Raw genomic sequence first — 23586 nt, forward strand, 5'->3', positions numbered from 1 at the left:
TCCTTAAAAATGCTGACCGTCTCGGTAGTAGGCACAGGGATCCAGGGTGAAAAACATCACCGCCAGGCGTTCGAGGCCGGGATGCGCCCGGCCGACCGCCTGCCTGATAAGCTGCTCCACCCTGTGATGTGTTTGCCTGTCTTTGGGAAACCAGAGCACTTCGACTTGGGTGAAGCCAAGCTCAAGCTCGCCGCTGCGATAACTGCGGCTGGGGATCCACTCCAGGGTAAAATTTTCCGCCTTGGTGCCACACAGGTTCGCCAATTCATCCAACAGATGCCGGCTGATGTCTGCGACCGCCTCTTCAGGCAAACCACGCATTCGTATATGGGGCATGAAGCGGCTCCTTGGGCTCAGACACAGGCTCTAGCACGACTGTCACCGACGTCGCCGAATAGAGAATCACTACCGAGAATCATGAGGGGATAGAAATTACCGACTTCACCGGCCGCGGGCAAGGCTTTTCTCGCTAAAGCACAGGATAAGGCCGTGGTTTTGCTTGTAAAATAGCCATGCCGCCCGCCACAGGGGCCGTATCACCCCAAGTTGTGCCGCCGCCGGCGTCCGGGTAAGGAAAATGTCACTCTCCCGGGAAGGCATTTCAGGCTACACTCAAGGCATTCGACCCAGGGAAACTGAGATAACAATGACGCCGCGCCAATCGGCAACAGACCAGCCGGCATGGCATAACAAATCAACAGGGACAATAATGTGACTCCAAAGCATCCCCGGACTCTGGCCTCGGCCTGCATCCTCGGCTGGGCACTGAGCAGCGGCTGGGCGTCTGCAGGCTCGACCCCGGATTTAAGCCGGTTATTGAGCGCCATCAATCCCCCCCAGTCGCAGACGGCACTCCTGGTGAGGCCTATGGCAGCCGGGCATAGCGATGCCATTCTCAGCCAGAATGCCGACACCCTGCTGTTGCCCGCCAGTACCCAGAAGTTGCTGACCGCCGTGGCGTCCATGGCGCAGCTGGGGAAAAACTTCCGCTTTCAGACCCAGATCTATGCCGATGCCCAGCCGAGGGAAGGCATACTCGAGGGCAACCTCTATATCAGTTTCAGCGGCGATCCCAGCCTGACCCGCGAGGATCTGCGGTTGCTGCTCAAACAAGTCACGGGGCCAAGGAGCCAGGCCCTGGCACCGGCCCTGAAACGCATCCAAGGCAATATCTATCTGGTCGGCAGCAAGCAGGCACAACTGCAGGCGCCGGGTTGGGTATGGGACGATCTCGGTATCTGTTTTGCGGCCCCTGTGTCGAGCTTCATCATAGACAAGAACTGCATCCAGGGGCAGCTGCAGCCCAGCCATGGCGGCGGTCAGACAGGCAGTCCGGCCAGCCTCCCAAGCAGGGTGAGATTCGCCGACTATCTGCCGGTGCGCATCAGCAGCGATGCCGTGTTCGACACCCAGGCCAAACGGCCCTTCTGTAACCTGGCGCTGCAGCGACTGGCGAACAACAGCTATCATATCGACGGCTGCCATAAGGGCCGGCAACCCCTGCCCCTGGCGATCGCCGTCACGGATCCCGGAGTGTTTGCCCAGGAAACCCTGCTGCAACTGAGTCAGGCTCAGGGACTGGGTTTAAGCGGCCAACTGGGATTGTTGCAGCGCCTGCCCAATGGCGTCAGCCTGCTCGCCAGCCATAGCTCGGCGCCGCTGCCCGAGCTGCTCGATACCATGCTGCTCGATTCAGATAACCTCATCGCCGACAGTCTACTGAAGCAATTGGGCGAGAGTGTCTACCATCAGGCGGGAAATTTCGACAACGGCGTCGCCGCCATGCGCAAGATACTCACGACACTGGGCATAGATCTCTCCGGCGCCCAGCTCGTCGATGGCTCGGGCCTGTCGCGCTATAACCTGCTCAGCGCCAGTCAACTCGCCGCCGTGCTCGGCCTCATGTACACAGACGCCCGCTTCAAGGACTTGCTCGACTCCTTGCCGGTGGCGGGGGTCAGCGGCACCCTCAGATACGGCAGGCATTACACCAGGGCGCCGTTGAAACAACATGTCATCGCCAAGACGGGCTCCATGCAGGGGGTCGCCAATCTCGCCGGTTTCGTGCGCTTGGGGGCCAACAAAGATTATCTGGTGGTGGTATTGGAGAATGGCCTCAGCCCCCAGGCGAAGCAGCAACAGCAGGCCCCATTCGGCGCCTTATTCCTGCAGCGGCTGATCGACTCGCTGGAGCACGACGAAGGACATGACAGGCGTCTTGGCAAGGCCGAGCGCCCAGGCAAGGCGCAAGACAAGCAACTGGGTCAGCCGGCGGCCGAATGACCCAGCCAACCGCGCCCGCCGACATAAAAAAGCACTCTAACGAGTGCTTTTTCGGTCAGGGCCAAAGCTCAGAAAAATTCCGCCGGCATCGCCATGATGGCGCTGTCGCCCGCATTGACCTGAGCCAGATGCCAGTCTGCCTTGGGCAATAGCTTGTCGAAATAGAAATTCGCCAGATAGCGCTTCTGGGCGCCGAAGTCGGAGTCCGGATGAACCGCCGCCGCATCCGCCATCAGCAGCCAGTAGAAACCGTACAGGCTATAACCGAAGGCGTCGAGAAAATCGACGGCGCAGGCATTCACCAATGCCGGCTGGCTGCGCTTATGCCGATTGATATAGTCGGCGGCAGCGAGCAGGCTATCCAGGCGTTCAGTCACTGCCTGCTTGTGGGCCGGTTCGACCCGGCTGAGATCGCCAATCTGAGTCCGCAGATCGCCAACGAAGGCCGTCAGGGCCGCCAGATCGTCACCCGTGGTCTTGCGGCCGAGGAAGTCTATCGCCTGGATGCCGTTGGTGCCCTCATAGATCTGCGCTATGCGGGTATCGCGCACCAGCTGCTCTATGCCTGTCTCGCGAATATAGCCATGACCGCCAAACACTTGCTGCGCCATTATGGTGGCATCCAGGCCCCGATCCGTGAGGAAGGCCTTGGCAACCGGCGTCAACAGGCCGACATTCTTCGCCGCCCTGGCCTGCAGCTCGCCTTCGCCATACTTGGCCAGATCCAATTGCTGGCCCGTATAGACGGCCAATGCCCGACCGGCCTCTGTCATGGCACGTATGGTCAACAGCATGCGCCGCACGTCACCATGCACCAGGATAGGATCCGAAGTGCTGCCGGTGGGCGAGCCGCCGGCGGCAATCCCCTGTTGTCTTTCCTTGGCGTAATCTGCCGCCATCTGATAGCCGGCCTGGGCACTGCCCAGCCCCTGGATACCGATCGCCAGACGCTCATAGTTCATCATGGTAAACATGCACACCAGGCCGCGATCCGCCTCGCCTATCAGGTAACCCCTGGCATCGTCGAAGTTCATCACACAGGTGGCCGAGGCTTTCAGGCCCATCTTATGTTCTATGGCGCCGACACTGACGCCGTTGCTGCCGCCGAGCTCACCCTTAACATCGACGCTCAACTTAGGTACCAGGAATAGCGAAATGCCCTGAGATCCCGGCAATTTTGCCAATACCAGGTGGATCACATTGGCTGTCAAGTCATGATCGCCACCCGTGATGAAGATCTTGCTGCCATTGATGAGATAACTGCCATCGTCCTGGGGCACGGCGCGGGTGCGTATGTTGCGCAGATCCGAGCCGGCCTGGGGCTCAGTCATATCCATGGCACCCGACCATTCGCCCGAGTAGAGCTTGGGCAGATAGGTTTGCTTGAGGGTTTCACTGCCATGGGCCTTGATGCAGAGGGCGGCGCCCGCCGTCAGCGAGCCGTACAGGGTGAAGGCGTTGCAGGCGCTGTAGGCCATCTCGTCGACCAGGACGCCGAGCATCTTGGGCATGCCCATGCCGCCGAATTCAGGCTCACCGCACAGGCCGACCCAGCCGCCCTGGGAATATTGCTCATACACGGCCTTGAAGCCATCCGGGGTTATCACCTTATCGCCCTGATGCAACACCCCTTGCTCATCGCCGCTGCGATTGAGTGGGTGGATCAGCTCGCTGCTGATCTTGGCCGCCTCCTCCAGGATGGCCAGCGCTGTGTCCAGGTCGACGGCTTCGGCAACGGCGGGCAAGGCCGCCCAGGTATCGGGCGCGGCGAAGACCTGTTCTAACAGGAAACGCATGTCGGTCAATGGGGCTTGGTATGGATTCATCCTTCGGCTCTCAAACGGGAGATTTAAACAGTTGTTTTAATTTATACCAGTTCAGTCCATAACGCAATCCGGCAAGCCGCACTGAATGAGTCGCGCTAAAAGAAAAGCCCCGGGGAATACCCGGGGCTCGAGAGACACTCTTACTGCATCGGCCTCATATGAGGCGGCGCCTTACCACATGAGATCGTCAGGAATGGCATAATCTGCATAGGGATCGTCTTCGACCACTTGGGCCTGACTGTTATCCTCCTGGGTCCAGAGATAACCGCACCACTGAGGCACCAACAACTTAACCCGCTCCGCCAATTTATGGGGCACCAGGTAGCTCTTGTCTTCATACCTGACTATGCCCAGCTGCCCCTTGAGCAATTCGCCCTGCAACTTGTCATCCAGATAGACGGAGTAAATCTTATTCTCCAGGGTATAGTTGAATTTGACCTCGGCATGGCTGGGGAGCTTGATGGCAAACTTGGTGAATTCTGTGATGAGGCCCCGCACCTGGCCCTTCTCGCTCGCCTCGCGGAAACGCTGTTCGTTGAGCGCCTTATCTTTCTCGGCCTGCTGCTGCTTACGGGCGGCAATTTCCTGCTTCAATGCCGCCGAGCCATCGTCGACCTTGGATTTCTTGTCACGGCGTTTTTGGGTCTTCACGTCCCGTGCTTTCTGTTTACTCGCCAGCCCAGCCTTGAGCAGCTGTTCCTGTAATGCATTGGCCATCTTTATTACCTATCTCAATAAACTATTTGTGTCCGCTGTGCGCTATTTTATCACAGTTATTTGGCCGCCAAAGCCCCCAATGCCGCCATGGCACTGCTGGCGCCGCCCAGAGACCAGCCGCCGTCGACCGGCACCACAGCCCCTGTGATATAGCTCGCCAGATCCGATGCCAGAAACAGCGCCGCATTGGCTATGTCATCCCCTGTGCCGTTGCGTTTGAGCGGCACGCTCTGGGCCACCTGAGCTTGCAATTTCTCACCCGGCGCCAGGCGATTGAAACCTTCGGTCCCGGCAATGGGGCCAGGCACTATGGAGTTGATGCGCAAGCCTTCGGCGCCCCACTCCATCGCCAGAGTGCGGGTCAGCATGTCGACCCCGGCCTTGGCGGCGCACACATGGACCTGCATCGGCATGGCGATGAAGGCCTGGGGCGCCGAGATCTGTATTATGCAGCCCTTGGGCCGCCTGAGTAAGGGATAGGCCTGCTTGAGCACCTGGAAACTGCCGAGCAAGTCTATGTCCATCACAGACTTGAAGCCATTCTCCGATAGGTTGGCCGCGCTCGCGGGAAAGTTGCCGGCGGCGCCGCTGACGAGCACGTCTATGTGGTGGAAGGCCGCGGCTATGTCGGCAAAGCCGGCCTTGAGGCCCTCGAGATCGCGCACGTCCAAACTGACCCCGAGATGGTGACCGTTCGGATTCGCCAGTTGCAACTGGGCCAAGGCGGCATCGACCTTGGTCTGGCTGCGACTGGCCACGGCGACGCTGGCGCCGGCCCCGGCGAAGGCCAATGCAATGGCGAGGTTGATGCCGCTGGTGCCGCCTATGACGACAACTTTCTTACCTTGGTAATCAAACATCTCAGTCTCCTTGTCCTCTTTCCCTTGTCCCCTGTCCCTTGTCTCTTGTCACTGACTGCCAGCTATGAGTCTAGCGGCCCAATGCCCTGACCGACAGCCTCCGCCTAACTCAAAGATCCATGTATGGCATTCAATGCCGCCAGTGGATCGGCCGCCTTGGTGATGGGCCTGCCTATGACCAGATAATCCGAGCCTGCCGCTATGGCCTGTGGCGGCGTCATCACCCTATGCTGATCGCCCACCTCGCTGCCCACGGGACGGATCCCAGGAGTGACGAGCTTGAACTCACGGCCAAACTGGGATTTCAGCAAGCTCGCTTCCTGCGCCGAGCACACCACGCCGTCGAGCCCGGCCTGCTGGGTCAAACCCGCCAGCCTCAGTACCTGCTCGGCGGCCGGCACTTCAATGCCGATAAGCTTGAGATCGGCATCGCTCATGGAGGTCAGCACAGTGACGGCGATCAGCAGCGGCGCGTCTTTGCCATAAGGTGCCAAGGCGGCCTTGGCCGCCTGCATCATGGCCAGGCCGCCGCTGGCATGGACATTGGTCATCCAGACGCCAAGCTCGGCCGCGGCCGCTACCGCCTTGGCGACGGTATTGGGAATGTCATGAAACTTGAGATCCAGGAACAAGTCGAAGCCCCTGTCGTGAATGTCTTTGACCAATTGCGGCCCAAACAGGGTGAACATTTCCTTGCCAACCTTGAGACGACACATGGCAGGGTCCAACTTGTCACACAACTGCAAGGCGGCCGCCTTATCATCATAATCCAGGGCTACCAGAATGGGCTTGTCTGTCGTCTTGTCTATCATCTTGTCTCCAGCGGGATATCTTGTATGTTGTCGTTAATTGCAGGCATGTCTTGCGCTATTCACCATCGAGTCCGCGTATTCGCTTGATACTGCCCCAGTTCTTGCAGGAAGGACAATGCCAGTAAAGTGCATGGGATGGGAAACCACACTCCTTACAGCGATAACCAGGACGGTACTTGATCTGTTGCTCGACCAAGTGTTCAAGCATAGTCAAACTTTGCTTGGCCTGGCCATCTTCCGCCTGGCGCAGGTGCATCTGCATCAGGTGCTGAAACCCCTTCATGGTCGGGTGACGGTAGAGAGAGTCCAGCACCAGGGTCTCGGCGGCCTTGGGCTCGCCCTTGGCGATCAGGTGCTGCGCCAATGCCACCACCACAGAAGCGCCGGCGCCGGCAGCCATGGCAGCGGCCAATAACTCCTGATAACCTTCGTCATCCTGAGTGTCGCGGTAGACCTGTTTGGCCGTGGCCAAGGCGTCGCCGAACAGATCTATGTCGGCACTCTTGAGCGCCTGCAGCATCTGCTTGCACTGGGTGTAGTCTTGGCTCTCCAGGCACGCCTTGGCCAGGGACAGCAGGGCCCGGCCACAGGCGGCATCCTGTTTCAGTGCCAGTTGCAGCTTCTTCAGCTTGTCGGCCTTATCCGTCGCCTCATCGGCCAGCTGGCAGTAGAAATGCGCCGTGATGGGCTTGAGGGTCTGTTGCCGCTTGCGGCTCAGCCGCTTGGTGATGTCTATCGCCTTCTGCCATTCCTTGGTGACCTGGTAGATGGCGATGAGCTGGGTCTCGGATTCTTCGCTGTGATCTTCCTGGCTGACCAGGTTGAGAAAGATTTCCTCGGCCCTGTCGTAGAAACCTGCGGCCAGGTAATCTTTGCCCAGCTCCATCATGGCGACATCGCGCTGCTCGTTGGTCAGGCTGGGTCTGGCGATCAGGTTCTGGTGGATCCGGATGGAGCGGTCGACCTCGCCACGCTTACGGAATAGCGAGCCGAGGGCAAGGTGTGTGTCTATGGTCTCGTCGTCGACATCCAACATGCTGATGAAGAGGTCGACGGCCTTGTCCGATTCGTTGGACAGAAGGAAATTCAGGCCGGTGAAATAATCCCGGCTGAGCTTTTTACGCTGATTGGTCTGATTCTGTCTTATGCTCCGTCGTCCCATATACCAGCCATATCCGGCGGCTATGGGTAACAACAGAAAGAGGATCTCTAGCATATTAAGCTGCCGTGTCCTTGGGATCCTTAGCCTCTAAGACTTGGATTCTTTTCCTGGCGGCCCTCAATGCCAGCTTCATGCGGGTGATGTAATAGAAGGCGAATAACCAACTTATGGCGAAGCCGGCCAGGAAGACACAGGCGAGCACCACGGGTAATCTGTACTCTCCCTGAGCGACAAAATAGCTGATGGTCACCAGCTGCTCGTTGCGGGCGCCGAAGATCAATGCCAGAAAGAATAACAAGGCCACCAACACAGTTGCGACAAATGATTTCACGCCACACTCCCTACACGCGTTTCAATACGATGATTATCCAAGAAATTTACTGAGCTGACCAGCTTTGCCTTTCAATAGGCACAAAAAAGCCCCCTGACGGAGGCTTTTTTTATTGGCATTAATCACTGATTAACAGCATCAACCCGTTCGCGCAGTTCTTTGCCTGGCTTAAAGTGCGGGACATACTTGCCATCCAATTCGACAGAGGTACCTGTCTTGGGATTGCGGCCGGTACGAGGTGCACGATAATGAAGCGAGAAGCTACCAAAGCCACGGATCTCGATACGATCTCCGCCTTCCAATGTTGTCGCCATTTGCTCCAACATCTCTTTGATGGCCCCTTCAACCTCTTTCGCCGACAGTTGCGACTGCCTGGTGGCGAGTTTTTCGATCAGTTCGGATTTAGTCATCCTAGCTATCCCCTATTATCAAGCCAAACACAGTCGCCTAAATGGGGAGAAGTCTCTCCCCACACGACAGGCGATTATTTACGGGCTGCTTTAAACGCTTCAGCCATTGCATTGCTGATAACGGCATCGTCTTGTTTGTTCAGAGTCGCCATTACTTCTTTCTCTTCAGCTTCGTCTTTCGCTTTGATTGACAGGCTGATAGAGCGGTTCTTACGATCAACACCCATGAACTTGGCTTCGATCGCATCACCTACATTGTAGACGGTAGATGCATCTTCGATACGCTCACGGCTGATGTCGGCTACACGGATGTAACCTTCAACAGTGTCGGCCAGTTCAACAGTCACACCTTTGGCATCAACAGCAGAAACAGTACCGTTTACGATGGTACCTTTCTTCTTGTCGGCCAGGTAAGCGTTGAATGGATCGTCTTCAGTTTGCTTAACACCTAAGCTGATGCGCTCACGCTCTGGGTCAACAGACAGAACCACGGCGTGGATTTCGTCGCCTTTCTTGTATTCGCTAACAGCGTCTTCGCCGGTACCGTTCCAAGAAATGTCAGACAGGTGAACCAGACCATCGATGCCGCCGTCCAGACCGATGAAGATACCGAAGTCAGTGATTGACTTGATCTTACCGGAGACTTTGTCACCTTTGTTGTAACGAGTTGCGAAATCATCCCATGGGTTGGTCTTACATTGCTTCAGACCCAGAGAAATACGACGACGCTCTTCGTCTATGTCCAGAACCAGAACTTCAACTTCATCACCTAAGTTAACAACTTTAGATGGGTGGATGTTCTTGTTAGTCCAATCCATTTCAGAAACGTGAACCAGACCTTCAACGCCTTCTTCGATTTCGACGAAGCAACCGTAATCAGTCAGGTTAGTAACGCGACCAGTCAAACGTGTGTTTTCTGGGTAGCGCTTGCTGATTTCCAACCATGGATCTTCACCAAGTTGTTTCAGACCCAGAGACACACGAGTGCGCTCACGATCGTACTTCAGTACTTTAACGGTGATTTCATCGCCAACGTTGACGATTTCAGATGGGTGCTTAACACGCTTCCACGCCATATCTGTGATATGCAGCAGACCGTCAACACCACCTAAATCTACGAATGCACCGTAGTCAGTCAGGTTCTTAACGATACCCTTAACTGCTTGGCCTTCTTGCAGATTTTCGAGCAGTGCATCACGCTCAGCGCTGCTTTCAGACTCGATAACAGCACGACGAGAAACCACAACGTTGTTGCGCTTCTGGTCCAGCTTGATAACTTTGAATTCTAATTCTTTGTACTCTAAGTGAGCGGTGTCGCGAACTGGGCGCACATCAACCAGAGAACCTGGCAAGAAGGCACGGATACCGTTTAATTCAACAGTGAAACCGCCTTTAACTTTACCATTGATGATACCGATTACAGTTTCAGCATCTTCGTACGCTTTTTCCAGAACGATCCAAGCTTCATGACGTTTCGCTTTTTCGCGAGACAGTTGAGTCTCACCGAAGCCGTCTTCAACAGAGTCGAGGGCTACGTCAACTTCGTCACCAACTGCGATTTCCAAAACGCCTTGAGCGTTTTTGAACTGTTCAGCTGGGATTGGGCTTTCAGACTTCAGACCAGCGTCAACCAGTACCATACCGTTTTCGATGGCAACAACAGTACCACGAACGATAGAACCTGGACGGAACTCCAGAGTTTGAAGGGATTGTTCAAATAGATCAGCAAAAGATTCAGTCATGTTTAGGTTACTTTCTTTAATAAACCACTGTTCGTCCTGAACGTGGAGTCAGTCAAATTATCCGTATCATCCTTAATACGAATACCACCCGACAAACCGGCCTACTGGCCGATCCCGGATATCTTGGTTTCGATGTGTTTGAGCGCTAACTCGAGCACTTCGTTAATGCCTTTACCGCTGGTATCTATGACCAACGCATCCTCGGCCGGGACTAGAGGCGCCACCGGGCGATTCATATCGCGATCGTCACGTTCGATAATTTCGGCTAAAAGGCGTTCGATGTTAACATCGAAGCCTTTGTCCTGCAACTGATTATAGCGCCTCTGGGCCCTTTCCTCAGCCGAAGCGGTTAAAAATAATTTGGCCGGTGCCGTGGGGAAAACCACAGTGCCCATATCCCGTCCATCGGCAATCAGACCCGGGGTGGTCTGAAACGCCCGCTGACGTCTGAGCAAGGCTTCCCTCACCCGAGGAAATGCCGCCACTTTAGAGGCGGCGTTGGAGCACTCCTGACTGCGAATACTGCTGGTGACATCTTCGCCTTCGAGTACGACCTTGATCGCATCCTTGTCGTCACCCGTTAAGAATTGCACATCCAGATGTGCCGCCAACAAGGTGATGGCTTCTTCGTTTTCCAGCTCAACATCGTGATGTATAGCGGCTAGAGCAAGCACACGGTATATGGCACCACTGTCGAGCAATTGCCAGCCTAAATGCTGAGCCAATAACTGACTGATTGTACCCTTACCCGCACCACTTGGGCCGTCGATTGTGACTACAGGAGCCCGTTCAGACATAAATTCCTCCGCAAAAAATAACCATCTTCCCTGTGCCCCCTGTTGGGGCCACCGAAAATGAGCGCGCGGTATTGTACATCACAAGCAAGTAAAGATCCGTGGAAATTTTCACAGCCGACCGGACCGCCATCCGGCGGCCCGGTTTTTAGCCTCAGGGGTGAGAGGACTAGCCTGCCAGGGCGGCAAACTGGCGGAAGTAATCGGGGAACGTCTTGGAGGTGCAGTCGGGATCCTTGATTGTGATGCCGCAAGCGGCGAAGGCCAGCATGGAGAAACACATGGCCATGCGATGGTCGTTGTAGGTGTCTATCTCGGCCGTGTTGAGCACGACAGGCGGAGTGATGCAGATATAATCCTGCCCTTCCTCGACCTCGGCGCCGACCTTGCGCAGCTCGGTCGCCATGGCGGCCAAACGGTCGGTTTCCTTGATGCGCCAGTTATAGATGTTGCGGATGCGGGTGGTGCCCTTGGCAAACAGCGCCGCGGTCGCTATGGTCATGGCGGCATCCGGGATATGGTTCATGTCCAAGTCCACAGCCGTCAAGGGGGCGCCGCGGGCTATGATGTAATCGTCGCCCCATTCTATCTCTGCGCCCATCTGCGCCAGCACATCGGCAAACTTCACATCCCCCTGGATGCTCAGACGACCGACGCCTGTGACCTTGACCTCGCCGCCCTTGATGGCTCCGGCGGCCAGGAAATACGACGCCGACGAGGCATCGCCTTCCACCAGCACCTTGCCCGGAGACACGTAGGCTTGGCCGGCAGGAATTTCGAAGCGTCCATAGTCGTGGTTGATCACGTCGACGCCGAACTGCGCCATCAGCTTGAGGGTGATGTCGATATAGGGCTTGGACACCAGCTCACCCTTGATATTGATATTCACCGCGCCCTTGGCGAGCGGTGCCACCATCAGCAGCGCAGTCAGAAATTGGCTGGACAGATCGCCGGCAATCTCGACCTCACCGCCGTCGAGGCCGGTCGCGGTGATGGTCAGTGGCGGGAAGCCCTCGTTCTTGAGGTAATCGACTCTGGCACCCAGCTGGCGCAGGGCATCGACCAGATCCCCTATCGGACGCTCTTCCATGCGCGGCTCGCCCGTCAGGGTGAACTCGCCCTGCCCCAGAGTCAGGGCGGCGCACAGGGGACGCATGGCGGTGCCGGCATTCCCCAGAAACAGGGTCTGGGCCTGGGTGGCGGACAAGGGGCCGCCGAGGCCTTCGACCTCACAGACGGTCTTGCAAGCGGACAACTGATAGCCGACACCCAGTTGTTTCAGCGCTGCCAGCATGTGGCGGATATCATCCGAGTCGAGCAGATTGGTCAGGGTCGTTTTCCCTTTGGCGAGGGTCGCCAGCAATAAGGCCCGGTTGGAGATGCTCTTGGAGCCGGGAATGTTCACCACCCCGTTGACACTTTGAATTGGCTCGAGACGTAACTGTTTCATTGACTGGGTCTTCTTCCATTTAGGCGCCGAGCTGTGTGTCGGTCGCAAGTTGATCTACGCTGATAGCATAAAGACAGTGGCAACCTGACGCTACATGGCGTCAAGTTAACATTCCAAAATTGAGGTTATTCAGACAGAATTGGCTGGTCGTGGTGATAAAGTTACCCATTGTCCGCCAGGATTCAACCGTTTTTTCGGCTAAATGCGGCATTTAGTCGAAATTTTCACCCTGATTTGGTACAAAAATGACAAAAACATAAAAACCACGCCGTTTCCTTGGGTTTTATGGCGCATTTCGGCAGTTAAATTTGCCGCCCCGGACCGGGATAAATACATCATTTGTCTTTAATAAACGCCGGCATTCACGTTATGCTAACGGACAACTCGCAAAAACAGCTCACTGGCCATCAATGGGTCGCCCTATCCGACACCAAGACGCAATCCATGGGTCACAGCAACTGATAAGAAGGTAGATGGAGCCATGTTTAACACCCTAACCGCTATGCCTGCAGATCCCATTCTGGGTTTGTTGACCAAGTACCGCGAAGACAGTCACCCCAACAAGGTGGATTTAGGCGTCGGTGTCTATAAAGATCCCCAGGGCCATACGCCTATCCTCAGTTGCGTCAAGAAAGCCGAACAATACCGCCTGGATACCGAAGACACCAAGGTCTACATAGGCCCTACCGGCTCGGCCGCCTTCAACGAGTTGATGACCCAGCTGGCCTTCGGCACTGATCATCCCGCCCTGCTGGCCAACCGCATCCGCACCGTATCTACCCCGGGCGGCACGGGCGCACTGAGGGTCGCCGCCGACTTCATCAAACGTTGCAATCCCAATGCCGTGCTCTGGGTCAGCGATCCGACCTGGGCCAACCATACAGGGCTGTTCGAGGCCGCGGGCATCAAGGTCAAGACCTACCCTTACTATGATTACGACAGCAAGAGCCTCAAGTTCGACGAGATGCTGGCCACCCTGGCGCAGATAGGCGCCGATGACGTGGTGCTGTTGCATGCCTGCTGCCATAACCCCAGCGGCATGGATCTGTCCACAGAGCAGTGGGATAAGGTCGTAGAAGTCACCCGCCAACAGGGCTTCACCCCGCTCATCGACATGGCCTACCAGGGCTTCGGCGACGGCGTGGATGAAGACGCCTATGGGGTGCGCAAGATGGCGGCGGCCGTCGACAACATGATCCTCTGCAGCTCCTGCTCGAAAAACTTCGGTCTCTACCGTGAGCGTATCGGTGCCTGCTCCATCATCGCCAGAGACAGTGCCATGGCCAACGTGGCCCTGTCGGTGCTGCTGTATGTGGTGCGTTGCATCTACTCCATGCCACCGGCCCATGGCGCGGCGATAGTGGAAACCATCCTGGGCTCGGCCGAGCTGAAACAGGAATGGCTGGACGAGCTCAAGGTGATGCGCGATCGCATCAACGGCAACCGCGCCATGCTGGTCGACAGACTCAAGGCCAAGGGCGTCGACCGTGACTTCAGCTTCATCGCCCGCCAGAAAGGCATGTTCTCCTTCCTCGGCGTCAATCCAGAGCAAGTCGCCAGACTGCAGAGCGAGTTCAGCGTCTACATGGTAGGTTCCAGCCGCATCAGCATCGCCGGCATCAGCGAAGCCAACGTAGATTACCTGGCAGAATCCATCGCCAAGGTGCTGTAAGCCTTCAGGTTTACAAACATAAAAAAGCGAATGCCCCGGCATTCGCTTTTTTGTCTGCAGCGGAAAATCAGCACTCTGTAGCGGTAAGCCTCAGCCTGTGGCTAGCTTTTGGCCTGGTCAATTTCGGCCAGGTCAATCAGTATCGAGGGCGACAAGATTTGCGGCAGTACTATGGGCTCATCTGTGCCCTTTTTATACCACAAGTACAAAGGCACACCCGAGCGTTGATGTTGTGATAGAAACTCGGTGATCCGGCTGTCACCCCGAGTCCAATCGCCAATCATGGTCACGACATTATGTTGTCTAAACGCCGCTTTGACTTCTTGGCGCGCTATCGATGTTTGCTCATTCACCTTGCAGGTTAAACACCAGTCGGCCGTAAAATACACGAACACATCTTGCTTCGCAGCTAACTGTTTGAGCTGTTCCTTGTTAAAGACAGTCACTTCCGAGGCCTCTTCCGGCCCATGCTGTGGAGCCGTATTCGCCTGTGGAACCCAGTAAATTAGGGCCAATAAAGGCAATAAGGTCAACAACAAGCTCGGCCACCATTTGCCTTTATGCTGCGAGTGTTGCCACAGACCTGTAAGCCACAGACCAAAGGTGGATAACATGGTGGCTGCAAGCACAGACAAGACATAAGCATCGTTTGATTGACGCATCAGAATCCACACCAGGCCCAATGCGGTAATAAACATGGGCAGAGCGAGGATCCGCCTTGCTGTGACCATCCAGGCCCCGGGCTTGGGCAAGCGCGTACGTAAGGCCGGCACAAATCCCACCAACAGAAACGGCAAGGCCATGCCAAAACCTAAACCGGCAAAAATCACGAATGCCACCGCCGTCGGCAATACCAGGGCGGCGCCTAAAGCCGTCGCCATGAAGGGGCCGGTACAGGGAGTAGCGATAAATGCCGCTAACACCCCGGTCCAGAAATCCCCCATGGGGCCTTTCTGATCCTGCAATCTGGAGCCTGAGGTTAATGTCCCTATTTCGAATAAGCCCCCCAAGTTAAACCCGATGGCGCTCATCAAGAGGATCAAGCCGGCAATCACGGCAGGGCTTTGCAACTGGAATGCCCAGCCGACTTGATGCCCCCAGGCTCTGAGACCCAATATCACACCGCCCAAGCAGACACAGACCAACACGGCTCCCAAGGTATAGGCAACCGAGCCCATTCTGGCGTCTTTCTCCGAGCCTGAGTGTGACAGGCTCAAGATCTTCAAGCTCAGGATAGGGAACACGCAGGGCATGACGTTAAGCAATAAGCCGCCTAGCACCGCGCCAAAAAAAGCCGTGATGCCAACCATGGTGACACTGGGGGACCAGCTGCCATGGCTGCCGGAGTGCTGTTCCTTTATCGATGGCGCGGCAAAGGCGCTGGCGTCAGTTTTATGGGCATCGAAGCTCAGTGCCGTACCATCGCCCAACACCAGGACACCTTGAAACAATGCCACCGACGCATCACCCGCTTGAGTTTGCATACTCAGCACATCACCTTCATGGGTCAGTGTCTGCTTGGCATTGTTTACCAAGGTATTATTGATGATGGGGTAGATATGCGCATCACTGCTATCGACCGAGGCGGGCAGCGGCAAAGCAAGCCTGAATACCCCGTTTTCGATTGAAAACCGGCCATTGACGTCCAATGGCCTGGGCAACATTTGCCGCCATTGGCTAAATTGCTGCTGCTCATCCTGCCCAACCTGGGCATCACCCAGGGTGAAGTGTTGCGTGATAATTTGTTGCTCTGGTAAACAACTCGTCGGGTTACACACCAGATAGCCGATATCGAGTATTATGGGCAGTGAAGTGCCAACGGCGATGCTGCTGTCGACGGTGACAGGTGCAAGCAAGGTATATTCGCCGTGATAAATGTAATTCATGATATCACGGGTCACCAGCTGGCTTGGGGCCGGGTATTGCACCTCTCCTATCGTCACGCCCTTTGGCAGCTGCCAATTAAAACGTGTTGGGAAACCTGCATCTCCCGGATTCAGCCAATACCCATGCCAGCCCTTTTGTGGCCTCATGGTGATGGCCAATTCCCGGGTGCCTGTGGCCGTCTTTCCAGACGCCAGCATCATGGAAATGGCAATCAGGTGCTGCTTTTCATTAACCTCATCGGCAATGACCTGCAATGAACTTATCAGGATAATAAACCCGGCAACAAACTTAATTAACTGCTTCATGTTTAACCTTTGGTTTTCAGGATGGCGGGCTTATTTCAATGTTGAAATTGCGTGTAAAGCGGCATCGAAATCCTCATCCTGAATCGAAGATTTAAGGCTTACCTTACCGTCGGCATCGATTAAGGTAATGCTCGGCACTTGATTAACACCAAATTGCTTGAATAAGTCCCCTTCCTTATCGAACACTATTGGCATGCTGGTGCCATAGCTTTTACGGTAGTCCTCAAGCTCGGCAACCGATGACCATAAATTGGTCGATACCGTCACCCATTGCACCGAGGCCGCTTGGGATTTTTGCTCAAGCAGCTCACGCACTTGAGTACAGGCCTGGGAAGTCTTGGGCTCCGTCTTCTCCAAATACCATTCACACCAGGGGCCGAAGAACACCAGGGCCAGTTTTTTACTGCCGTCGGTATTAAATGTAAACTTGAGCGGCTGTTCATCTATGGTTGAGAAAGCAAGATCCGGCACTGTATCACCCAGGTTATAACCTGAATCCTTAGCGACGAAGGTCGGATTGGCTAAAGGCTTGCCACTGGCTTTTTCGGCGATAACCTTATCCAGAGCCTGATGGAACTCTGCATCATCCCTATGGCCGAAATAGGCAAATTTACCATTTTTATCAATCAGCAAATGTTGAGGGGTAACACGCAAATGAAAGGCTCGAGCCAGCTTGCCATCGTCTATGGTAATGGGCATGGTCAACCCCATTTTCTTGCTGAACTCGGTAACAGATTTTACGGAATCACTGATCCCTGTGTTCACCGCGATCACTTGGATCTTGTCACCGTATTGCTTATAGATATCTTCAAAGCCAGGCATCTGTTCACGGCAGGGTACACACCAGGTTGCCCAGAATTTAATGTAAACCGGCTTTGTCCCATAAAGCTCGGCAAGATCTAGGGTCCTGCCATCAAGGGTTTGGAGCTGCATTTGAGGGGCCGGCGTCCCCACTAAAGACTCCCCTGCCGATTTTGCTCTTCGTTCCCCCTCGGCCGAATAGTCATCGTCCGCGCCGTGGGCAACTTGAGCCAAGGTCAATAAACATAAAAATGCGATCAGTGGCGTTTTAACCAAGGTGTTAAAGCCTGTTTTCATAACAATTTTCCTATCGTGATTTTTACTGCAAGAATAAAAACTGAAAGAGTAAAAACTTTAGAGGTTGAAGAGGCTGGCTTTGCGGGCTGCAGTTGATCACTAAAACGTTCATATTTTCATCCTACAGATAAACACTGGCATGCACCGGTTTCGCCCTTTGCGCCGATATGATACAAATAGCCATGGCTCACAATAAGAGCCATAAATTGTCTATTTTTATAGACCATTCGTGTAGATCATAGTGGCAGATGCATGTCGCTCATACCTTGGGCCCGGGAGCAGATAAATGGCTAAAGTCTTGGCCTATAAGCAAGTCTATCAACGAATTCATACGGCAATTATGCAAGGGATACTCAAGCCCGGAGAGCGCCTCCCCTCGGCCCGTACCCTGGCCAAGGAAATGGGCGTCGCCCGCGGCACGGTAGAGGAAGGTTATGCCATCTTGAAAGCCGAAGGCTACATTGAGTCTAGAGGCCAAGCCGGCACCTTGGTCAGTCAGCACTTGTTCGACCCCGCCAAGCTCAAACCCAGTCAGGTAAGTACACGTCAACCCGGCTTTGACACTGAAGTAGCAACCTCCGCCGTCCTCCCCTTCCAATTGGGTATTCCGGCGTTGGATGCTTTTCCCAGGCAAGCCTGGGCAAGGATGGCGGCAAGGTGTGCCCGCAACATCAACCTTGATGATCTGACTTATCCTTCCGTTTATGGCAGCCCGCAACTCAGAATCGCCATAGCCCAGTATTTGCAACTTGCCCGTGGGGTTCAATGTGAGCCCTCCCAAGTGTTTATCACCTCAGGATATGTCCATTCCATTAACTGGATAGCCCATGTACTGCTCAGGCCACAAGCCAAGGTCGCGGTGGAAGATCCGGGTTACCCCCTGACCCGGAAAATCCTCGCCAATCATAACGTCAATATTGTGCCGATAGCTGTCGATGGCGAAGGCATCAATCTGCCGCCGAACACCCAGGCCACAGCCGTGATAGTGACGCCGGCGCACCAGAGTCCAACCTGTGTGTCCTTATCACTTCAACGCCGGCAGGTATTACTCGATTGGGCCGAGCACAACCAAAGCTGGATCATTGAAGACGACTATGACGGCGAATACCGACATACAGGGCAGCCACTGCCTGCATTAAAAAGTTTGGATACTCAAGACAGGGTCATCTATTCGGGCACCTTCAGTAAGGTGCTGTTTCCCGGTTTGCGCATGGCTTATATAGTGGTGCCAAAAAGCCAAGTCCCGGCATTTGAGCAATGCTCCGAGCTCTATGGCGGCAATGTATCTGGATTAACTCAGGCTTGCGTGCAGACTTTCATGCAGGAAGGCCACCTTTCCCGGCATATTCAACGTATGCGAAAACTCTATCGTGAACGCCGGGAATTAACCGCCAGAGTCTTTAAGCAAGTGTTGGGTTCCAGGATAGCTATTGAACCCCAACCCGGCGGCATGCACATGCTGGTCAAGCTTACCGACCCCAATATTGATGATGCTGAGCTCGCCGATAAGATGATGCAGGCAGGCCTGTTTGCCCAGGGGTTATCCCAGTGGTCATCGAGACCCGTTCACCCGAGCTTAATTCTCAGCTTCACCAATATCGGCACCGAAGAAGAATGCCGGGAATTGGCGCTTCGCTTAAGAGATATCATGGATTCATTCCAAGTAGCTCAAGATTGCTGAAGGCATCGAAGGCAGCAGCGCCGTCCTGGTCGACAGACTCAAGGCCAAAGGCGTCGACCGCGACTTCGGCTTCATCGCCCGCCAGAAAGGCATGCTCTCCTTCCCCGGCATCAGCGAAACCAAAGTCGACAACTTGGCCGAGTCTAAAGCCAAGGTGCTGTAAGCACTAAGTTCCAAGCCAAATGGAATGATTCCTGGCCCAAAATTTCGGAATGACGAACTCAATTGCGCAGGCGCGAGTGCCCTTTTGGGCACGCCACGAGCACCTCCCTGTGGGCTCTACGAAAATATCTGACCGCCAAGGATGGTGGAAATGCCAATTTGCGTATGGAACGCAAATGGCCCTCTTTTCGAAGGCCAAAATCGCACTCCCCCCCTCTCAAGCTGACTCCCAGATAGCCGTTGCGACACTGCAATGGTAAGTGCCAGCCGCATCAGTGAAGCCGATGTAGATTACTTGGCAGAATCCATCACCAAGGTGGTCTAAACACTCACTCCTAAACTCTGCGATGCTCACCCTGCCGCCAACGACCACTGGCGTGACAATGCCTGTACTTGTGTCCCATGTGGCATCAAAGTCCAACCAAAGTCATGCCTGTCCCAACTATCCATATCCCAACTATCTATATCCCAGCTCTCATGCCCTATCTCCACGCCACTACTTGTTAAGCCACTGTTACTGCTGTAATCTTGATCCCGGTTGTGTGCGGCCGGCCGGCGCCCGCACACATAAGGCCAAGGACACAGATTCAGGGAAGATAACCAACAAAACTGCCAATCCCCCCACGTCTTTGTCCCGCCACGCAGCCGCCCTGTTGCAGGCCGCCTTCACTGCTTGCCGACAAAAATGCCTTAACCGCTGGTTGCTAAAAATCCAGATGCCATGCAATAACCATGGCGTCCTGCGGTAGCCATGGCCTCCGGTTTTGCCTTTCTCGTGTGACCCCACTCAGCAGAGACTGGCCGACTGACACTACCGGCATAATGCTGCCGATAGATGCCAGGTTGCAGCCTTGGGCGTGCTCATCAATGTGTCGCGCATGCGCTCTGTTCAGGATGTTTTATGACAGGGCAAGAGTGTTTAAGCTGTCTTTATCCTTTTACATGATGTCGGTTCGCCAGGTAGGACAGAAATGCCATGACCTCCGGTGCCCCCATAGTGTCAGGATGCTCAAAGACAATGGAAACGTATCTAGCATGTGATCCAATACAGGTAGGTTTTTCTGTCCGCAGCCAGTAGCCCCGCAATCTGAGACTCTCACTTATTTGAGTGAGAAAGCGGCTCTTGAACATAAAATTTATTCGCATGAGTTATTGCACTGGAGTACTGGATGTTTATCCAGTTGATTTTTTGGTTTTAGCCTAAAACTGCCGCGTTTGCATGAAAAAGTATCTGAGCGATGCGCATTTGCACAAGAGTGTCACGAAATAACTATTATAATTCAGTGTGTTACATGAATACTGTATTGGAATAACGAGATCTCGTTATTTGTGTAAACGCGCATGCGCGTTTAGCCGGAAGACATTGGACTAGAACCAAACTTAATGCTTTACACAACAGTAACTTGTGATAACGTGGTTTGCATTGGACTAATGTACATATGCGCATGCGCACTATTAAAATGTTATAAAGCCTAAGGTATCGGATGAACCTCGACGCACTTTTCGTAGAATATGCTCAAGAAAAATCGTTGAAAGATAAAAATGCTGGGCATCATGCTATTCGTAAAATTGTGGGCAGGATTGCTTCTAATTTTCCGAGGGATAATCCTGAAGCTCTAGCTTGGTTTACAGCGGGCTTAGTCCACGACGATAAAAAATGGTTTGTCGCAAAGATTTTGGAAAAAGTTAATCCCGTGCCTAGAGCACTCTTTGATGACTTGGTCTTTGCTGCACTTATTGAAAATGATCCGAGTTTTAATAAATGGTTTATCGCACCATGTGTAAGATCCTTTGGAATTGAGCAAGTTAAATCCAGAATAATGACTTTTGCATCTCATCCTCAAGTTATTGAAAATGAAGGTGTAAACAAAGTAATGTATTGGGTTCCGAGAGTAGCTTTATAACAAGTTGCTTAATTTCGTTCCGGCCACAAACAGCGTGGCCTCCACGGGACTGCCTGCGCTGCGGCAGCCCATTAGCAAAGCGTTATAAATCTCGATCGGAGATCTCATGGACATCGAGAGCATAGAATTCGAACTTGCCAGACTGTCAGAAATGGTAGGTATAGGACAGTTTGATGAAGCTTTGAATGGTATCGACACGCTATATGCCTTCATCAATGAAGGCAGCGAAAGAAACGCTGTGTTTTTCAGAATCGTATCTAATATTGCGAGTCTATTTGTTGATGTCGGACATATGAAGCCATGCGTTGAATCGTCTCAAAAAGGCATGGATATTCTTAGTCAATACAAAGATGAAATAGTCGAGCAGATTGGAAAGGATGCTTACTTTTACAACCTGAGTAACGCAAAATCAAATTTTATAGTTGAGAAAAATCCATTCAATCATACCTTCTCAACTATTGAACAGCTTGTTGAAGTAAAAAATGACCTTTGGAAAGCCATAAAGTCTTGTGGCGACATTGATAGTGTGACGGCTCAGCCAACCTATGTTGTTAATTTAGGTAATTCCTTAAAGCAGCAGTTCCGTATATCTGAAGCCCTAGACTGCTATGAAAGAGTTAACTCACTTGATCTAGATATTCCACAATCTTGGATCAATAGATCTGAAACTCTCATGATGTTGAATCAGGTTTCTAATACATACTCCATTCAGATGTTAGAGCAGATTAAAAACGGATATGAGAATGTATTATCGTCGAAAGAGATTCCTCCTTCGTGGTTAGAATATTACAGGCAACAAGTTGCTTATCATCAAATTAAGATAGTAGAGGCCTGTAAAGACGCTGAAATTGAGATGGATGCTCATGATTTGGACAAAACTGATTCTGAGTATAATGAGCTAAGTGATTACAGAAAATTTTGTTTAGACAATAATTTAAGTTTGTCAGAGCATGGGTTGTACTGTTCTTGTGCGGGGAGCTCCAGAGATAACTTAACTATACCAACTTCAGGCGGAGTAGTCGGCGACTTTGTTGTTCCAATGGAAATGGTACTCAATAGGCTAAAATCAGAGTTTTCATTTGCCCGACACTTGTATTTCGAATATCGAACTGAAGAGCAAGATTATGAATTGCTTCATGATTCATGTTTTTCCGAGCTGTTTAATGACGAGATGTTGGGTATAGATGTTGAGAAACTTAGAACAGCTTTTAGGTCATGTTTTGGCATATTAGATAAAATAGCCATCGCTATTTGCGAATTATTCGACCTTTATCCTCCTAACGGCACAGTTTATTTTCAGAGTTTTTGGCAACTCGACCGAGACAAACGGAGAGAAAAGTTCAATATCCATAAAAGCCCAGGACTCTTGGCTTTGTATAGCATTGCAACAGATTTGAATGATAGAAAAGAAGGTGAATGGTCATTCTTTAAGCAGTTGAGGAATGATTTGGAGCATGAGTTTGTGGTTGTTCACAAAACAGATAGCCCTAGTGATATTTATAAATCATATGAGTTTATAAAAAATATCGTTTTTATTAATGAGGACGATTTCATTAACCACCTTGAACGTCTTTTTCAGTTAACTCGTTCTGCAATTTTTTCGTTCGTATTTGCTGTTCGTGACAAAGCTCTAAATGAAAAGGAAGATGGCCGTATTTACCTTTCAAATAGCATTCTTCGGAAAGATTACAAATGAAGCATGAGATTTATAACAAGGCGCTGCTGTCGGACAATTTTTCCACTGCGCTCCAAAATTGCCGCAGAGCGCGGCGTTAGCTGTACAAGGAGTGATGAATGAAGTGGTGGGAAAAAACCGTTGAGTATTACTTTATTAGGAAGTTTATTCCTGATGAGATGATCCTATCTCCCCTAGACGGCGAGCAAGAAAAAGCTGGAGACGCATTTCTCTCTAGTAATGAAAAGTGGGTCGTTTTAGAGTTTAAAAAAAACTTCGAATCTTTGGCTTCTGAAAAGAAAAAATATAAGAACTATGATTTGGCAGTGACTGAACTATCTCCGAATGACAGTCATCATTTCTTAATTTATGGCCAAATTAAAAATGGAAAGTTTGGCCTTGGAGGTAAAACGTATTTTTCAAATAGTCCTGTATCGAAAATCAGTGAGATATTCGAAGCGGGTAAAGAAAAAGAAGAGTTTATCTCTTACCTTGAAAGACTTATTGTGCATAAGTCAAAAGTTGATGAATCAAGTGGCGGCTCCGTCGGTAGTTATTCTTTCGTTGCTGGCATCAGCAACGACAAAAAAATAACAAGCTGTATGAATCTATATGAGTTTGGTTTGGATCATGGCTTAAAGCTAGAGCCAAAACCTGAAATAAAGAGAGAAATAAAGCACGAGCGCAGTGGTCCATCTATGGGCAGATAGCACAGCTAACAAGGCCAGGCACAGCGACGGCTTTTTCGTTGCGGCTACGCCTTCACTACAAAGCCGCGCGTGCTGGCGGCGTTAGGCACTGACGCCATGTAGGAG

19 protein-coding genes and 1 pseudogene are annotated in these 23586 nt (G+C 52.8%); 7 read left to right on the top strand and 13 right to left on the bottom strand.

The window, feature by feature from the left end:
• Positions 1-3: 3 nt before the first annotated feature.
• Complete coding sequence (locus tag LZP73_RS16240) at positions 4-336, bottom strand: DUF1904 domain-containing protein (protein ID WP_234236019.1); 333 nt, start codon at positions 334-336, stop codon at positions 4-6.
• A gap of 375 nt (positions 337-711) precedes the next feature.
• On the opposite strand from LZP73_RS16240, the gene dacB reads away from it, so the two are divergent.
• Positions 712-2283, top strand: a complete 1572-nt coding sequence (gene dacB / locus LZP73_RS16245; RefSeq protein ID WP_234236020.1) for a D-alanyl-D-alanine carboxypeptidase/D-alanyl-D-alanine endopeptidase — start codon at positions 712-714, stop codon at positions 2281-2283.
• 68 nt (positions 2284-2351) lie between these two features.
• Here the strand turns inward: dacB and LZP73_RS16250 are convergent, their stop codons facing one another.
• The 10 genes from LZP73_RS16250 to aroA all read right to left on the bottom strand — a co-directional run bounded on the left by LZP73_RS16250 (position 2352) and on the right by aroA (position 12387).
• On the bottom strand, positions 2352-4109 hold the full coding sequence (locus tag LZP73_RS16250; protein ID WP_234236021.1) for an acyl-CoA dehydrogenase C-terminal domain-containing protein: 1758 nt from the start codon (positions 4107-4109) through the stop codon (positions 2352-2354).
• 171 nt (positions 4110-4280) lie between these two features.
• On the bottom strand, positions 4281-4826 hold the full coding sequence (locus tag LZP73_RS16255) for a DUF2058 domain-containing protein (RefSeq protein WP_169562464.1): 546 nt from the start codon (positions 4824-4826) through the stop codon (positions 4281-4283).
• A 56-nt stretch (positions 4827-4882) separates the two neighbouring features.
• The gene (locus LZP73_RS16260) at positions 4883-5686 is read right to left on the bottom strand and encodes an SDR family oxidoreductase (protein WP_234236022.1); all 804 of its coding nucleotides are present in this window, start codon (positions 5684-5686) and stop codon (positions 4883-4885) included.
• A gap of 104 nt (positions 5687-5790) precedes the next feature.
• Positions 5791-6498, bottom strand: a complete 708-nt coding sequence (pyrF, locus tag LZP73_RS16265; protein ID WP_234236023.1) for an orotidine-5'-phosphate decarboxylase — start codon at positions 6496-6498, stop codon at positions 5791-5793.
• Between the two features lie 55 nt (positions 6499-6553).
• Positions 6554-7714: a lipopolysaccharide assembly protein LapB gene (gene lapB, locus LZP73_RS16270; RefSeq protein WP_234236024.1), complete on the bottom strand. Its 1161-nt coding sequence runs from the start codon at positions 7712-7714 to the stop codon at positions 6554-6556.
• A 1-nt stretch (position 7715) separates the two neighbouring features.
• Positions 7716-7991, bottom strand: a complete 276-nt coding sequence (locus LZP73_RS16275; protein ID WP_169562460.1) for a LapA family protein — start codon at positions 7989-7991, stop codon at positions 7716-7718.
• A gap of 122 nt (positions 7992-8113) precedes the next feature.
• Positions 8114-8401 (bottom strand): integration host factor subunit beta, encoded by a 288-nt coding sequence (gene ihfB, locus LZP73_RS16280; RefSeq protein ID WP_169562459.1) that lies wholly within the window; start codon positions 8399-8401, stop codon positions 8114-8116.
• A 74-nt stretch (positions 8402-8475) separates the two neighbouring features.
• Positions 8476-10143, bottom strand: a complete 1668-nt coding sequence (rpsA, locus tag LZP73_RS16285; RefSeq protein ID WP_234236025.1) for a 30S ribosomal protein S1 — start codon at positions 10141-10143, stop codon at positions 8476-8478.
• A gap of 101 nt (positions 10144-10244) precedes the next feature.
• The gene (cmk, locus tag LZP73_RS16290; protein ID WP_234236026.1) at positions 10245-10940 is read right to left on the bottom strand and encodes a (d)CMP kinase; all 696 of its coding nucleotides are present in this window, start codon (positions 10938-10940) and stop codon (positions 10245-10247) included.
• A 166-nt stretch (positions 10941-11106) separates the two neighbouring features.
• Positions 11107-12387, bottom strand: a complete 1281-nt coding sequence (gene aroA / locus LZP73_RS16295; RefSeq protein WP_234236027.1) for a 3-phosphoshikimate 1-carboxyvinyltransferase — start codon at positions 12385-12387, stop codon at positions 11107-11109.
• 481 nt (positions 12388-12868) lie between these two features.
• Between aroA and LZP73_RS16300 the strand changes: the two genes are divergently transcribed.
• The gene (locus LZP73_RS16300) at positions 12869-14059 is read left to right on the top strand and encodes an amino acid aminotransferase (protein ID WP_234236028.1); all 1191 of its coding nucleotides are present in this window, start codon (positions 12869-12871) and stop codon (positions 14057-14059) included.
• Positions 14060-14160: 101 nt separating this feature from the next.
• On the opposite strand, the gene LZP73_RS16305 is transcribed toward LZP73_RS16300, so the two are convergent.
• Together LZP73_RS16305 and LZP73_RS16310 are read right to left on the bottom strand one after the other, a co-directional pair.
• The gene (locus tag LZP73_RS16305) at positions 14161-16251 is read right to left on the bottom strand and encodes a protein-disulfide reductase DsbD family protein (RefSeq protein ID WP_234236029.1); all 2091 of its coding nucleotides are present in this window, start codon (positions 16249-16251) and stop codon (positions 14161-14163) included.
• 30 nt (positions 16252-16281) lie between these two features.
• On the bottom strand, positions 16282-17349 hold the full coding sequence (locus tag LZP73_RS16310; protein WP_234236030.1) for a TlpA family protein disulfide reductase: 1068 nt from the start codon (positions 17347-17349) through the stop codon (positions 16282-16284).
• 286 nt (positions 17350-17635) lie between these two features.
• On the opposite strand from LZP73_RS16310, the gene pdxR reads away from it, so the two are divergent.
• From pdxR to LZP73_RS16330, 5 genes and pseudogenes are all read left to right on the top strand, one after another.
• Positions 17636-19030, top strand: a complete 1395-nt coding sequence (gene pdxR, locus LZP73_RS16315; protein ID WP_234236031.1) for a MocR-like pyridoxine biosynthesis transcription factor PdxR — start codon at positions 17636-17638, stop codon at positions 19028-19030.
• 4 nt (positions 19031-19034) lie between these two features.
• A pseudogene (locus LZP73_RS21555) lies at positions 19035-19193 on the top strand (aromatic amino acid aminotransferase); the annotation flags it as partial.
• A gap of 1483 nt (positions 19194-20676) precedes the next feature.
• A complete protein-coding gene (locus LZP73_RS16320) occupies positions 20677-21096 on the top strand; it encodes a hypothetical protein (protein ID WP_234236032.1) in 420 nt (139 codons plus the stop codon).
• A gap of 106 nt (positions 21097-21202) precedes the next feature.
• Positions 21203-22792, top strand: coding sequence for an LA2681 family HEPN domain-containing protein (locus LZP73_RS16325; protein ID WP_234236033.1), 1590 nt, complete (start codon positions 21203-21205; stop codon positions 22790-22792).
• Positions 22793-22890: 98 nt separating this feature from the next.
• A complete protein-coding gene (locus tag LZP73_RS16330; protein WP_234236034.1) occupies positions 22891-23481 on the top strand; it encodes a hypothetical protein in 591 nt (196 codons plus the stop codon).
• Positions 23482-23586: the final 105 nt, after the last annotated feature.

The organism is Shewanella sp. AS16, from assembly GCF_021412365.1.
In the GTDB taxonomy this organism is placed as follows: domain Bacteria; phylum Pseudomonadota; class Gammaproteobacteria; order Enterobacterales; family Shewanellaceae; genus Shewanella; species Shewanella salipaludis.

What these genes read in the sequence shown, in the direction of transcription:
- LZP73_RS16240 (WP_234236019.1), bottom strand. Translation starts at nt 336, where the DNA reads ATGCCCCATATACGAATGCGTGGTTTGCCTGAAGAGGCGGTCGCAGAC.
- LZP73_RS16250 (WP_234236021.1), bottom strand. Translation starts at nt 4,109, where the DNA reads ATGAATCCATACCAAGCCCCATTGACCGACATGCGTTTCCTGTTAGAA.
- LZP73_RS16255 (WP_169562464.1), bottom strand. Translation starts at nt 4,826, where the DNA reads ATGGCCAATGCATTACAGGAACAGCTGCTCAAGGCTGGGCTGGCGAGT.
- LZP73_RS16260 (WP_234236022.1), bottom strand. Translation starts at nt 5,686, where the DNA reads ATGTTTGATTACCAAGGTAAGAAAGTTGTCGTCATAGGCGGCACCAGC.
- pyrF (WP_234236023.1), bottom strand. Translation starts at nt 6,498, where the DNA reads ATGATAGACAAGACGACAGACAAGCCCATTCTGGTAGCCCTGGATTAT.
- lapB (WP_234236024.1), bottom strand. Translation starts at nt 7,714, where the DNA reads ATGCTAGAGATCCTCTTTCTGTTGTTACCCATAGCCGCCGGATATGGC.
- ihfB (WP_169562459.1), bottom strand. Translation starts at nt 8,401, where the DNA reads ATGACTAAATCCGAACTGATCGAAAAACTCGCCACCAGGCAGTCGCAA.
- rpsA (WP_234236025.1), bottom strand. Translation starts at nt 10,143, where the DNA reads ATGACTGAATCTTTTGCTGATCTATTTGAACAATCCCTTCAAACTCTG.
- cmk (WP_234236026.1), bottom strand. Translation starts at nt 10,940, where the DNA reads ATGTCTGAACGGGCTCCTGTAGTCACAATCGACGGCCCAAGTGGTGCG.
- aroA (WP_234236027.1), bottom strand. Translation starts at nt 12,387, where the DNA reads ATGAAACAGTTACGTCTCGAGCCAATTCAAAGTGTCAACGGGGTGGTG.
- LZP73_RS16300 (WP_234236028.1), top strand. Translation starts at nt 12,869, where the DNA reads ATGTTTAACACCCTAACCGCTATGCCTGCAGATCCCATTCTGGGTTTG.
- LZP73_RS16305 (WP_234236029.1), bottom strand. Translation starts at nt 16,251, where the DNA reads ATGAAGCAGTTAATTAAGTTTGTTGCCGGGTTTATTATCCTGATAAGT.
- LZP73_RS16310 (WP_234236030.1), bottom strand. Translation starts at nt 17,349, where the DNA reads ATGAAAACAGGCTTTAACACCTTGGTTAAAACGCCACTGATCGCATTT.
- pdxR (WP_234236031.1), top strand. Translation starts at nt 17,636, where the DNA reads ATGGCTAAAGTCTTGGCCTATAAGCAAGTCTATCAACGAATTCATACG.
- LZP73_RS16320 (WP_234236032.1), top strand. Translation starts at nt 20,677, where the DNA reads ATGAACCTCGACGCACTTTTCGTAGAATATGCTCAAGAAAAATCGTTG.
- LZP73_RS16325 (WP_234236033.1), top strand. Translation starts at nt 21,203, where the DNA reads ATGGACATCGAGAGCATAGAATTCGAACTTGCCAGACTGTCAGAAATG.
- LZP73_RS16330 (WP_234236034.1), top strand. Translation starts at nt 22,891, where the DNA reads ATGAAGTGGTGGGAAAAAACCGTTGAGTATTACTTTATTAGGAAGTTT.